Annotated in this window: 5 protein-coding genes; all 5 read right to left on the bottom strand. The window is 41.9% G+C overall.

The genetic code is table 11. The features are described from left to right. Position 1: 1 nt before the first annotated feature. Genes EK417_RS10405 through EK417_RS10385 form a run of 5 tightly spaced genes read right to left on the bottom strand, consistent with a single transcriptional unit; the run spans position 2 to position 14755 of the window. Positions 2–2404, bottom strand: coding sequence for a glycosyltransferase (locus EK417_RS10405; RefSeq protein WP_136522128.1), 2403 nt, complete (start codon positions 2402–2404; stop codon positions 2–4). Further along, positions 2397–3179, bottom strand: coding sequence for an alpha/beta fold hydrolase (locus EK417_RS10400; RefSeq protein ID WP_136522127.1), 783 nt, complete (start codon positions 3177–3179; stop codon positions 2397–2399). The genes EK417_RS10405 and EK417_RS10400 overlap by 8 nt, the downstream gene beginning before the upstream one ends. After that, positions 3170–3469, bottom strand: a complete 300-nt coding sequence (locus tag EK417_RS10395) for an acyl carrier protein (RefSeq protein ID WP_034696900.1) — start codon at positions 3467–3469, stop codon at positions 3170–3172. The genes EK417_RS10400 and EK417_RS10395 overlap by 10 nt, the downstream gene beginning before the upstream one ends. Continuing rightward, on the bottom strand, positions 3457–7713 hold the full coding sequence (locus EK417_RS10390; RefSeq protein WP_136522126.1) for a type I polyketide synthase: 4257 nt from the start codon (positions 7711–7713) through the stop codon (positions 3457–3459). Before EK417_RS10390 ends, EK417_RS10395 begins: the two co-directional genes overlap by 13 nt. 19 nt (positions 7714–7732) lie before the next feature. Next, positions 7733–14755, bottom strand: a complete 7023-nt coding sequence (locus EK417_RS10385) for a type I polyketide synthase (protein ID WP_136522125.1) — start codon at positions 14753–14755, stop codon at positions 7733–7735. Positions 14756–14994: the final 239 nt, after the last annotated feature.

Raw genomic sequence — 14994 nt, 5'->3', positions numbered from 1 at the left:
GCTACACAGAAGCTAATGTTGAATGTTCCTGTACAAAATTTTCTAACAGTTCTACCGCTTTATCATTACCTCCGGCAATAGTAAATGTATTTCTGACTTCCTGAGCGGCGGCTCTGTATTTAGGATTTTCCAATAATTCAAAAACCGTTTCACGAAGGGCATCTACACGCAGTCTTTTGTATCGTATACTGATTCCGCAGCCTGCCTGTTCGATCAGTTTTGCAATATGGAAATGATCGTAAGCGATTGGCGTGATCAACATGGGTAATCCGTTACGGAAAGTATCATTTACGGTATTGAAACCACCGTGGCATATCACCATATCCATCTGCTGCATCACCGCAGACTGAGGAACGAAGCTGTTCACGATGAAGTTATCCGGCCATTCTTCAAAAATTTCCGGTGGAGTAGCGGCAATTACGGTAACCGGCTCGTCTTTAAATGCAGCGATGATTTTTTCAAAGAACGCTTTTCTGATATCTACCAGCAGTGTTCCCAACGATACAAATATCTTTGGAGTGCTAGAAGCATTCAGTTTATCCCAATCGAATGGAGCATCGTTGGGACGGCCTTTTACCGGGCCTACAAATTTCATATGAGGCGGAACGGTTTCAAATCCGGCGAAAGCCTGTGAAGTAAACACCATATTCAGTTTATGAGAATGGATATAAATGCCTTCCTCATGAATGCCCACTTCTTTTTGCAGGTCTTTGATGAGGTTTTGCTGCCACTCCCAGATTTTAGGGGCACTTTTTTCCGTGTCTCCCATCACATCCGGAGGAACCGGAGTTGTCGTTACACAAGGAATATGATGTTTATGAGCGAAAAGAGCACCTCCGAAAGTGATACAGTCGTTTACAATCACATCCGGCATCCAGCTTTCAGTAAGTCTCGTTAATCCCGGCATCATCATTTTAGCGAAAGGAACATAGGTTTCTTCCAGTGCCAGTTTCATGACTTCAGGTCCGGAACATGCGGGTCCGTCATCCTGTCTTTTTAAAATCCGGGCGATTTCCTCCTGGTATGGAATAAGATCTTCTTCAGGATAGAAGTAAGAACCTCCTTCGGGAATATGTTTGCTGTCTAAAGGCGTAATTCCAAACCATTTTACTTCGTGTCCGCGGGCAATCAGGCTTGCTCCCACACTTAAAGTAGGACTTACATGTCCGAAAAACGGAGGAACTACAAATAAAAATTTAGACGGGTTTTCAGGTTTTGAAGCTCTTGATAAAGCCTGTTCCAATAAATTGGCTGCTGTAGCTGAACCTCCGGCTTCCACAAAAGACTGTCCAACTTTTCGGGCAGCATCTTCATAGCTTGGATTATTCAGAATCTGCTGTACAGCTTCTCTCAGGTGATGGGCTTTAAATCGGTTAAAATTAAGACGTTCACCCGCTTCTGTACGCACCACCCGTCCTGCAACGTGCGACTGATCATACGCAATCGGAATCACAACCAAAGGAATTCCGTTGGATAATGTTTCAGAAACGGTATTATGACCGCCATGGCAAACTACGCCGTCAAGATGAGGCAGCAGATCCAGTTGCGGAACTTGTTGATACACCATAAAGTTATCCGGCCATTGTTCGAAAAGTTGTGGATCGGAGACTACTACAACAGTCAGATCTTCATCTTTAAAGGCATCAATGACCTTTTGGAAAAATGCTTTTTTATGATCATGATCGAAGGTTGTTCCGATACTTACTAAAATCTTTTTGTTGTCAGCACTTTTTAATCGGTCCCAATCAAACTCACATGAGATACGTCTTTCCGTAAGAACCGGACCTGTGAACTGATATTGAGAAGGCAGATCATCCATTTCACCAAAGAAATAACTGGAAGTCAAAACAAGTGTCAACAGATCTGAAGTTGCCAGGGAGCGTTCTTCCTGGAAACCGAGTTCTTTCTGTAGATCAATGATTTGATTCACTTCCCATTCGTGTACTTTTGGAAGCTCATTCATAATTTTGATGGCTGCCGGAGCGGTAACAGAAGTGGCATAAGGAATACCAAGAGTTTTGGCGGCAACCGGAGCTGCAAATAACTGATGATCTCCGATAATCAAATCGGGCTGCTCTATTTTTAATAAAGCAACAACTCCGTTATAGCAATGTCTGTTCAACGGGATAAGAACCTCTTCATACAGGAACTTGACGCTGTCTATACCATACACTACTTTTTTGGAGATAATATCGAGATATTGTTCACTTTCTTTCTTTTCTTCGTCGGTCTGATCGTATTGGATCAGTAATAATTTTCCTCCCTCGGGAAGTTTAGCTTCTAAAGTCGGGTCAAGGCTGATCCAGGCTACTTCATGTCCTCTTTCCAGCAGCTTAGCACCGATGCTTAAGGTAGGGTTGACATGTCCTGTCAATGGTGGAACTATAAATGCAAATTTAGCCATGGTTTTGTGTTAAAATTTTAGATAAGAATTGAGTGATCGTTTCAGCGATGAGCTGAGGTTCCTGGATAGGAATATTGTGATCGCCCGGAATTAATTCAAGTTCAGACTGGCTGATTTGAGATTGCAGCCATTCACCTGTAGGTCTGCAGTTGGAATCAGCTCCATAAAGCAATAGAGTAGGAGCTGCCAATCCAGTGAAACGGGCTTCACCAAGGAAATGTTTTTCCCTGATCATATCTGCTTTAATGGTGGTTTGATTAAACAGAAATTCATACATACGATGGTTCTTTTCCATTTGTCTTTTACCCATCTGTACTTTGGTGGTGTCTGTAAAATTGGTTACGTAATGCTCCAGAAATTCTTTGCTGTATTCATCAATGATCTTACGGGCTTTTTCATCCTGAGGATCCGGAGCTTCCATCACCACGAGCTGATTGACGCGGTCAGGATATTCTAAAGCTGTTTTCAACGCAATAAGACCTCCAAAACTATAGCCTACAAGGTGTACTTTTTCCAGTTGAAGGTGATCTATTAAACCTATTAAATCGGATGACATGTTGTCAAGATCGTACCCATCCGGAAAGCGTTCACTCATACCGTGACTCTTCAGATCGTACATCACCACATGGAAATGCTTTGCCAGCACAGGGGCAATATTAAAATAATAAATGGACAGGTTGCTGAACATACCGTGGATGAGTACCACGGTTTGTCCGGCTCCTTTGTTGAGTTCCTGTATGTGAACTTGTCTTTTATTGACAGTGATTATTGGCATTCGTAGATATAATTGATGATCATACTAAGGTCAAGATTAATCAGCTGGTCAAGATCCATAGATGATAACCAACCCGTAAAGTCGATCTGATCGCCAAAATGCGCCTTGATCTTTTCAGAGAAAGAGACAATTTCAATGCTGTCCATTTCAAGATCTCTGGTGAATGAACTTTCAGGAGTAATATCCATCTCTTCTACAAATTCAGCACCTATCACTTCAGTAATAAAACCTTTTAATAAAGTAAAAAGTTCTTCGTGGTTCATTTTTAATGTTGCGTTTACAGTGTCCATCCGATAATATAATTTTTATGTTTAATAGTTTTGATTTCAATGTTGTTGATCCACAGGTGATCATCTTTAATAAGTTCGATTTCAAAGGCTTTTGGATTTCCTTTCAGTCCTGTTCCAAGGAATTTTCCGTAAGCTTCCTTGGCTACCCAGAAACGGGTGGTCCATTCTGCCTGATCTCTGTCTTTTAATAAGGTTAATTCTTTGTCGGTAAATACCATGTCGTAGAATCCTGAACTACGTTCTTCCATCAGTTCCATATCAATTCCTACAGCTTTTCCATACCTCGCGATCCCAACGGCTTCTTTTCCTTTGTGAGCTAAAGAAATATGAATGTCTTCTGTAAAATCGCTGATGAGGTAAGGTTTCCCCACTTCATCGGAACGGATTTCAAAGGTGATCGGGAAGCAGGCAAGATTTTTTTCCTGACGGAGAAGATTTCTGACGGCATCTTTCACCGCTACACGGCTTACCATCCAGTTTTTCTTTTTGTTGGGTAGTAACTGCTGGTGATGCTGTTTTTCCGTTTGGTTGAAATATCTTTTCAGGATAAAATCCCATGAAGCGACTCTGGTATAGGCCTGATGGAAAAAGAAAACTTCAGGAGCAATTTCTTCCGAAAGACGGTTGTGCAGCGGTGACATGGAAACATTCCATAATGGAGCATCTATTTCCAGTCTTCTGTTTTGCCATCCGGTAATGGCGCACCATACTTTTCCGTCTCTTTTCAGGATGATATCTGCAATGGCGAATTCATCATTAAGCTCGGTCAGTATGCAGGTACATTCAAAAATACCTTCCTGGTCATGCATATCTCCGAAGAATTCAATATCTCTGATTTTTACAGGAAATGCAATACGGTCTTTCACTAAAGTAAGCTGAAGCCAAAGTCCGAACAGCTGTCCTGCATTGTCCAGTAAAGAACCTTTGCCGCCGTTTCCTTTTATTTTTCCGATGATTCCTTTGTCTCCAACGGCTGAAACTTCAGTAATTCCCTGGTATTTTTCTCCATGGAACATGTGCATGTCATAGATTTCTTCAGGAGTTCTTTCAATAGGCAAAAGATTACCGATGGAAAGATTGAAATCAGGCGTTGGAACAAGAGCTGATTTTAAGACTACTTCTGCGTTCGCAAAGTTTTCAATATCGAGATAAGCGTGATTCGGTGAACGCCATTCTCCTTTTACGGTTTTTTCAAACGGTTTGGCAACGTTCATCCATTGGAATACGCTTACATTCATGATTTTATGAACCTGTGTTCCCGGAATTTCCGCTTCTGCAATTTCTGCAAGCTGTTCAAAGATCATCGTCATCGGAATGACCGGCTCCATATCTGCTACATGAGCCCATCCTTTTGGTTGTCTCAATAAGCTGTGGTCGATCAGGTAAGGATGACTTTCCAGCGTTACGTATAAGTCTTTTGAGAAGGTTGTATTTCTTGGTGCTTTTGGAGCAACATGTGTTATTGAAGCTGCCGGACGTTGGATGGTGATCTCCGGACGGTTTTGGAATAAAGTCAATACTTCTTCCTGCATACGGATCATATCTGCAACGTTATCCTGGAATGCCTGTACGAGCGGGTGGCCGCTTTTTGCAGCAATAGCTGAAGCCGTTGCTGTATATTGTTTTGGCGTATCCAATGACTGAGCCAACGCTTTTACTTCTTTAAAATTCCGGATGATAGGTGAACCTAATTCCAGCTTAATGCCTTTTCCTGATGGTCTTTTCGAATGATTCTGAATCTCTAAAAAGTCAAGGGCGATTGTTTTCCCTTCTACAAACAAGGAAGCCACTACACGTTGTAACTGAGCCAGTGCAGAACGGGTAGGAACGCTGGAAGCGATGGTGCTGAAATCTTTTCCTTTTAAAGTATCATCAATAAATCCAATCAGACCGCCAGTTCCGACTTGAATGAAGACTCTTGCACCTTCTTCGTATAGTTTATCTGTCAGTTCACGGAAACGAACAGGTTCAACTAAGTGTTCGGCACTCAGTTTTCTGATCGCTGCCTGATCTGCAGGATAAGGTTCTAGTGTTGTGGCAGACCACAATGGAATTTTTGTTTGCTGGAACTGTGCTTTTTCCATTCCCGCAAGAATCACATCCAGTTTATCTGCGATAAAAGGAGAGTGAAATCCTGACTGGAATGGCAATACCTGATGGAAGATCTGTTTTGCTTTTAACAAGGGAACCAATTCATCCAAAGCTGCATTGCTTCCGCAAAGAATCACCTGATTAGGGCAGTTATCATTGGATACATAGAGGTTTGAAATTTCAGTGATAAAAGGTTTTATAATATCAATTCCGGCTCCTATGGCAATGAACTTGGAGTCTTTTAATTCAAAAGTTTCAGGGTGAAGGACATCAATTAAGGCTTTTACAGAGTTGGCTTCTGCTAACTCTGATGAATATCCTGCCAGCCATTCTCCTAAACTGTGTCCTGCATTCATATCCGGGATAATTCCCAGTTTTTTCAATGAATTATCAAGGATACTGCAATTGTTGAAAACGTTTAAAGCATCGGTTAAAAGTCCTTCACCTTCCGTTTCAATAGGAGCTGTAAGCCCAAAATAACGGCTTACCGTTTCTACTTCACCTTTTGCCAGTCCATCTAAACCAGGGAATACAAAGGCTACTTTACCGCCATCTTTTAATAACGGAGCAGAGGTGTACCAGATATCCTGTTTGTTTTTCCACGTGATATTTTTGGAAACAATTTTAATGGCTTTTTCTATTCTGGCAGGTATCGGATCGAATATCGCAACTCTGAAATTCCCTTCACCAATGGCTGTTTCATTATTTTGTAATGCTGAAAGCAATTCTTCATGGGTAGGTCTTGCCAAGATTAGTACATGATCTTTTTTCGGCATATCATAGCCTTCCAGAACAACGTGAGCATTGATTCCTCCAAATCCGAAAGCATTCACTGCGGCTACTTTTGGAAGTCCTGTTTTTGACCAGTTTCTGGCTTCCTGTACAGGTTCAAACCTTGTGTTCTGCATCTCCGAGGTTGGATTCTCACAATACAAGGTTGGTGGTAAAGTATCATGATGTAAGGCTAAACAGGTTTTAATTAATCCTGCAATTCCGGCTGCAGGCATAGCATGCCCGATATTGGATTTCACAGATCCGATACCCGCAGCCGGAGCTGCTTCTTCTTTCCCGAAGAATTGGGCTAAGGTCTGAAGTTCTGTTTTATCTCCAAGGGGAGTTCCTGTGCCATGAGCTTCAAGATATCCCACTTTATTTTTATCTAAACCAGCATTGATCCATGCCTGTTCTAAAGCTTTTAACTGACCTTTTACGGATGGGCTCATCACGCTGGTTCCGGTACCATCACTGCTTACACCAACTCCTTTGATTACCGCATAGATTTTATCCTGATCACGAACGGCATCTTCCAGTCTTTTTAACACGACGAAACCACAGCCTTCACCGATCAATAGGCCGTCAGCATCCACACTGAAGGGTTTGATCTGCTGTTGACGGGACATGGCTCCCAGCTGGGCAAAAATACTCCAGAAAGCAGCATTCTGTCCTGTGTGTACGCCTCCTGCGATCATGATATCAGAACGGCCTCTCTGAAGTTCCTGTACGGCATGATCTACAGCAATTAAGGCAGAGGCACAAGCGGCATCTACAGTGAATGCAGCGCCTCCTAAATTGAAGCGGTTCGCGACAAGAGAGGCTACAAGATTGGGTATTAATCCCATCGCAGTATCGGCTGCGAAACGTCCTTTACGTTGTTGGAAAGCGTGTTTTACTTTTTCAATATCCACAGAAGAAACCTGAGGCAGCAATTCCTGTAATAACGAAGAAATCTGTTCTCCGGTTCTTACAATTTCTATAGCTCGGGTCGCACCTGGACCTGTATAATTTCCTTTACCGATAATAATTCCCGCTTTTTCAAGAGAGGTATTCTTTTGGAATACGCCGGCATCTTCCAGGGCTTTCTGCACCAGATCAAGGGTAAGCAGATGATCAGGTTCCGTTCCTTCAACGGCTAATGGCAGAATACCAAAAGCGGTAGGATCGAATGTATACTCAGGGATAAATCCTCCACGCTGACAGTAAAAACGATCAACTGGACTGGTGGCATCACTGAAATGAACCGGATCTATCCGATGCTCCGGAGCGAGTTCGGTAGAATCAACTTTATTGACAATATTCTGCCAAAAAGTGTTGGCATCCTGTGCCCCGGGAAAGACGCAGGATAGGCCAATTACAGCAACATCTGTTTGTTTCATATTGAGTTTATGCAGCGTTTTACCAATTATTTCCTGACATGATCAGCACCTGGCTTTCTGTTCCGTATTTAATCTCGTTAAGGAAGATTTCTTTTCCTTCATCCAATGGGATCATAGAAATACCTCTGCGTTTGTATTCCGATTCAAGAGTGGAAGAAACCATTCCGGCTCCTTTCCAGGGTCCCCAGTTGATCGAGATTACTTTTCCTTTTAATCTTTTGTTTAAAGCATTGGCGTAATCATCCAGTACACTGTTGGCCGCAGCATAATCTGTCTGGCCTTTGTTGCCGTATACAGAAGCAATACTTGAGAACAGAACTACAAACTGGCAGTCTGAACGAAGCTGTTCTGCCAATACACGAAGTGGTTTCACTTTGGTGTCAAATACACGTCCGAAAGAGCTTGTTGTCTTTTGTTTGAATAATTTATCTTCTAAAAGACCTGCTCCATGAATCACTCCATCCAGACGGTTGTATTTTTCATAAATACTGCTGATCAGATTGCTTAAACCTTCTTCGTCACAAAGATCCAGTGATTGGTAAATGATGGTATTTCCAAGCTCTTCCATATCACGGATCGTACGCAGGATCTGATTGTTTTTGAAAATCTTCGTTGTTTCTTTTTCTATTTCTGCAGGAGAAGTGAATTGACCTGACTTGATCAGGAAACCTCTGATTTCTTCTTTGGTTTTCATTCCCTCAAAATCTTTCGCAGAAATAACATTTCTTGGATCCGCTGATCTTCCTACCAGAATATAAGTACAAGGATACGCCTGAGACATGTGTTTTACCAATTCGGCAGTGATTCCCTGTGCGCCTCCCAATACCAATACCACAGATTTTTGATCTAACTGGATATGCGCTTCATGTAAGCTTGTTGATAATGGAGAAGGAATGATGTCTACCTGGTGTCTCTGATCGTTTTTATAAATCACCTCAGCAGGTTTATCATTGGTAAGGATTTCCTTCAACGTAATTTCAGCAATCTGATCTACTTCCTGAGGCGTACTAAGGCTGATTAATCTACAAGTTGTATTATCAAATTCTCTTGCTAAACTTTTGAAAAGTCCCGGATATCCCTGATGATGACGTAATATGCTTGCATCTGTAATTTCCTGAAGGTGTGCTGGAATATCTGAAATAAGATATACCCATTTTGCTTTGTCAAAATCCAGTTTTTTGATCAGATCTACGTGATCGATGATGCTTGGTTTGTCAGCAGCAGAGAATAGGTCTAACATAATTAATCCGTCGATATTTGAAAGATCTTTATATGTATCTACCAGCTCTACAATAGCTCCATGTTTTTCTAACGCATCTTTGATGGCTGAGGTTTGCTTGCTGTCATCTTGTGTAATCGCAAAGCGTTTTCCCTGCAATACTTCTGTATTTTGTATTTTAGAAGCATCGGTAGGAGTGATGTCAAAACGAAGACGTGAGAGTACATTTTGGGTTGGCTCTGCAGTATTTTCTTCTTTCGCTTCGTGAGTGGTTTCGTTGGTTTCCCCATTCATTTCGCTGATCCAGCTTGCCAGACCACGAAGAGTTTTAATGGCCGCCAGTTTTTCCATCACATCATCAGCCTGTTCAAGGTTTTGACCAAATCCGATCTTAGTTTTAAGATCACCGATGATTTCCATACGTTTAATGGAGTCTATACTCAAATCTGCTTCCAGATCAAGATCAATTCCTAACATTTCTTTTGGATATCCTGTTTTTTCGCTAACGATATTCAGGATTGCATTTTGAAGGTCTTCAAGAGAGAATGCCGGCTGAGCTTGTGATTTTGAAACTGCAGGCTCAGTAGCTGATCCTTTTTTTTCAGTCGCAGCAGTGGTTTCAGCTCCAGAAAATTCAGTAAGCCATGAAACAAGACCACTTAAAGTTTTTATTCCGGCAAGCTGCTCCATAACGGTGTCTTCACTGGTATTTCCATTGCCCAGAGTTCCCAGTTCGTTACGAAGTGTTCCGATGATTTCTACTCTTTTGATAGAGTCGATACTTAAATCCGCTTCCAGGTCCATTTCCATACCCAGCATTTCCTGAGGGTATCCTGTTTTGTCGCTTACCACCTGTAATAATAAAGACTTAATATCTCTTGACGGAGCTTGCTTTACAGGAGCTGCAGCTACGGGTTGCTGATGAACAGGCTGAACCGGAATCGTAGATATAGGCTGGTGTGCAGCAGCTGGTGCTGGTGAATGGTATACAGGAGCAGGGAATGCCTGAGGATTCTGTCCCATAAAGGAAAGCATCACATCACGCTGTGCCTGTATCATTAATTTCATACTGTTTAAATATTCCTGCAGCATACGTTCAGCGGTAGACTGAGCTTCAGTTGCTGGTGTCTGTGGTTGATGGGTAAAATTGTTCATGGGAATAGGGTTTATTAGTGGCAATGCACCATTAGATGGCAGATTACCGGTAGTTGGGTGGGCTGTCTGCCCGTTAACACGCCAGATAGCAGGGCTTTTCTTGTAAAGCTCAGGTTGGTTAAGATCGATAATCGTAACACTTCTGCCGTCAAAAAGTTTATCAATATTAAAGCTTCGACCTGTTCCTAAATATTGTGCCAGCATGCAAAGCAGGTGACTGAATTTATTACGGCTGTTGTCTTCTACATATAGGGTAAGCTGATCTTTTTCAAGACAGGATTTGGTCAATCCGGTAAGTACTTTTCCTGGTCCTACTTCAATGAATATTCTTGCACCGTCGTTATACATGGCCTGAAGCTGTTCTACAAATCTTACAGGCTGTACCAGATGGTCGGTAAGTCTTTCTTTTATTTCTACCGGATTCGTAGGATATACTTCCGCCGTGGTATTGGACCACACCGGAATCTGCATTTCACTGAAAGGAATATCCTTCAGTATTTCCGCATACAAATCCTTGGATTTTGCCAATAACGGACTGTGGAATGCACAGGCAACTTCCAGTTTTTTAGCAGAGATTCCTTCCTGTTTAAGTACTTCAAGTAATGTATTGATGGCTTCCGTACTTCCTGCGATAACACATTGAGTAGGAGCATTAAAGTTCACAGGATAACATCCTTCTACTTTAGCAATGATTGGCAGTAAACGTTCCGGAGTAGCACTTGCCGCCAGCATGGAACCCGGATCTCCACCTTCTACTGAGTCTAAAATAGATTGAGCTCTCTGAACGCTTAAGTCAACCAGTTTATCTTCTCCAAACACTCCTGCAAAACATAAAGCTGGTATTTCACCATAGCTATGACCTGCCAGCATATCAGGAACGATGCCCAATGATTCTAAGAATTTTGCCAGTGCAAGGTCTACAATTCCTAAAAGCGGTTGTGCTAAACGCGTATCTTTAATGGTTTCTTTCTGTTGTTTTAAATCAGCTTCATTAAAGGTTTTTGATGGGAAAACTACTTTTTCAAGTTTAGGATACTCATCAATAATCTTACGCATGGCTGGGAAAACAACAAATAAGTCACGGGCCATATTGATTCTCTGGCTGCCTTGTCCGGGGAATGTGAATGCTACTTTACCTTCTTTTTTATTCACGGTAAAAGTGTCTTTTGTCTCAATTCCCAGCAATACAAGTTCAAGCTTCATCATCAGGTCTTCGGCAGTGTCTGCAACAATACTGAACTGAATTGGCTTTTCTGAACTGATGCTTAAACTGTAAGCAATATCTTTTAATGGAATACCATCGTTAATTTCTAATAATACTTTAACCTGACTTGCCTGTTCTTTCGCTTCTTCATAGTTATCTCCGCGGAACACAAACAATTCTGAAGGCCACGACTGCATGGCAATGGAATTATCCTGTTTAGGATGGTTGGCAATGACCGTATGGAAGTTGGTTCCCCCAAATCCAAAAGCACTGATTCCTGCATAACGGTTTTTTTCTGACCATAATCCACTTTCTGAATGAAATGCAAATGGACTGGTTTCAGCATTGTAATAGGCATTAGGCTGCTGAAGATGAAGGGTAGGCGGCTTTACACCGTGATATACCGCAAGCGAAGCTTTGATTAATCCTGCTAATCCTGCCGCACATTTGGTATGCCCGATCTGTGTTTTCACAGAACCTAGATGAGTCTGCCCCGGTAAAGCTCCTGAACGGCTGAACAAATTAGTCAATGCACTTAATTCAGTTTTGTCACCTACTACTGTTCCTGTACCGTGAGCTTCTACAAGACCTACGGAAGCTGGACTGATCCCAGCTTGGGAATAAGCACGCTCTAAGGCTCTTACCTGGCCTATTTTTCTAGGAGCGGTCAAACCTAACGCTTTTCCGTCACTGGATCCTCCAACTCCTTTTATTACTGAGTAAATACGATCTCCATCCCTTACAGCATCTTCATATCTTTTTAAAACAAGGATGGCAATACCTTCTCCAAGAGCAATGCCATCTGCATCACTGTCGAATGTAGCACATCTCCCTTTTCTGGATAAGGCATGCGTGCTGGAGAACATCAGGTAATCATTAATTCCGTTGTGTAAATCTGCACCTCCGGCAAGAACCATATCAGATTTTCCTAATACAAGTTCCTGGCAAGCCAGATCAATAGCGGCCAAAGAAGAAGCACAGGCTGCGTCTACTGTGAAGTTTCTTCCGCCCAAATCCAGACGGTTCGTAATCCTACCTGCGATCACATTGGCCAAAATACCTGGAAAAGAATCCTCGGTGGTATGTGGAAAGGCTTCTTTTACTTCTTCGTGAAGCTCTCCGAAGACCTGTTTATAATATCCTCTGAAACTATAGCTGTTGGCAAGGTCATTACCTCCTTCAGCACCTATAATAACAGAAATGTTTTCTCTGTTGATGTGCTTTTCGCCATAACCGGCATCTTCCATTGCACGTTTTGCAACTAATAAGGTTAAAAGCTGTGTAGGTTCAATGGCTGCGAGTGATTGTGGCGGAACCCCGAATGCCAAAGGATCGAAATCGATTTTAGGAATAAATCCTCCCCATTTGGAATGAGATACATCCGATTCGTTGGAATCAGGTTTATAATAAAGGTCTTTATTCCATCTTTCATCCGGTACTTCGGTAACACTGTCTTTTCCTAAAATGATATTTCTCCAGTATTCATCAAGGTTTTTAGCACCAGGAAAAATACATTCCATCCCTACGATGGCGATATCAAGAGGTTTTTCCGTAGAAATCGGTTCTTCCGGTAATACTGCATCCTGAATATATTCATAATTGTCTACCACACTTTGATGTAGAGCAGCCAATGAGATCACACGATTCTGCATGGTGGCTACCTGCCCGATCATATACATTCCTAAGTCCAGTTGGTCATCTTTAGGAATATTGACCAATTTGTCGCCCTGACGTTCTATTCCTTTAGCGGCAATACGTAAACGGCCTACATTTAATTTTTCAAGCTGTTCCCATACCTGCTTTTTGTCCATTCCGGCGGCAAGCAGTTTTGCTTTTTCTGTATTGAAGTGGTGAGCAAAAGCTGTATTTAAACAACGGGTTTCATGTCCGGGAGCAGTTTCCAGTAAAACGGTATCCTTCGCCTGCATGGCCTGAGACTGGAATTCTTCCTGAATAGCTCCCGTTTGTACAGCTTCATGGGTATACAGATAAGCTGTACCCATTAATACCCCGATTTTCACTCCTCTTGCAGCCAATGGTGCAGCCATAATAGAAACGAATGCGGTTGAAAAGGCGTTATGAATTCCTCCTGCAAAAAAGACACTGATGTTTTCAGGATGATCTTCTTTTAAAATACGGTCAATTTGTTTTTCCCAGAGAACTGTACTGGACAAAGGACCTACGTGACCTCCGCACTCACGTCCTTCAAAAATAAAGTTTTTCGCGCCTTCTTTGAGGAAAATATCCAGAAGGGCAGGGGAAGGAACGTGTAAGAATGATTTTATTCCTGCTTTTTCAAATACTTTAGCCTGTGCGGGTCTTCCTCCGGCAATCAAAACTACAGGAGGTTTTGCTTCTAATATATATGATGTCTGTTCATCTCTTAATTCCTGTGGAGCAAATCCTAAAATTCCTACACCCCATGTTTTTTCACCAGCCAGCTTTTTGGTATCCATTACCAAAGATTTTGCAGATTCTCCTTTCAATAAGGATAAAGCAACAAAGGGTAAGGCTCCGGCATCTGCTACTGCATTGGCAAATGAAGGAACATCACTTACACGGGTCATTGGACCTTGAGCGATAGGGTAGTTCAGACCCAATTCCTGAGCTAAAGAGTTGTTTTTATCAATTACTTTCAGTGCCTTTGCCTGCTTCAGGTGTCCATACATGGCTTCTTTGAAACCGAAAATCAGTTTTCTCAGGGTTTTGAAGTCTTCATACAGATCTGTTGCTAATGAAATATCTTGTCCCATTGGGATGTAACATGTACTGAGGTCTAGACCTGTAAAGTATTGTCTCAGATCTTCGGCAGTTGCATTCTCAGGTAAAACCGGTGAATTGGGTCTTACCAGTACACGATGGTTAGCAATCACTTTAGTTTCTGTACCATTCAGTTTTGAGCAGATTTCTTTCAGGTCCTGAGGGACCGAACTTTCCGGAAACAGAGCCAGTTGGCTGTCCAGTACAATTCCTGTTGCTCCCAAAGCTTTTGCTGCTGCTGCGGTATGGATGCCTATTCCTCCCTGTACCCACACCGGAATGCTCTGGATTTCTTTGATCACACGCTGGAATAATACAAATGTGGACTCATAACCTACTAATCCACCCGCTTCATTTCCTTTGATAATGATTCCTTCTGCTCCTGACTGTTCAGCCTGTGTGGCCTCTTCCAAACTGGTTACCTGAAAAATAACAGGTATATTGAGTGGCTTAGACATTCCGAACGGAAGGATCGCAAATCTTACTTTTTCAGGAATTTGAAGAGTGGTGAAATCATCGTTAGAAAAATAAATACCATAGGATGGTACGTTTATCTGATCAAGTTGATGTAACGCTTCCTGGGCTTTCGTTAGCTCATTTCCTAAACTTAGTACGGGCAATGCACCTGCCTGGTGCAGTCGGGATACAAGGTTAACGTCCGGCTTTTCAAAAGGCGTCAGTCCAATAATGGTTAATTTTTTCATGGCGTGTTAATTGAATTATTGAATGATAGCAAGAGTTTAATAACAGAATGCAAGGTCTTTGCATAGTAAGACCATTACTTTTTGTTAGGATATAATAAAATTGGTTTTTATCAAATCGCTAAAAATTGATATTGTTTTATGATAATTATTTAATGATCTGTCAGTTACAGATAGATTTTGGGTTATAGTAATTATATCTGGCTTTTCAAAGGATAATAGCCAGGTTTTGGTCAGGTTTT

The sequence above is a fragment of the Chryseobacterium candidae genome (genome assembly GCF_004916905.1).
GTDB lineage: Bacteria > Bacteroidota > Bacteroidia > Flavobacteriales > Weeksellaceae > Chryseobacterium > Chryseobacterium candidae.
Note: the sequence above shows the minus strand (reverse complement) of the source record. Positions and strands in the feature narration are given on the sequence as shown.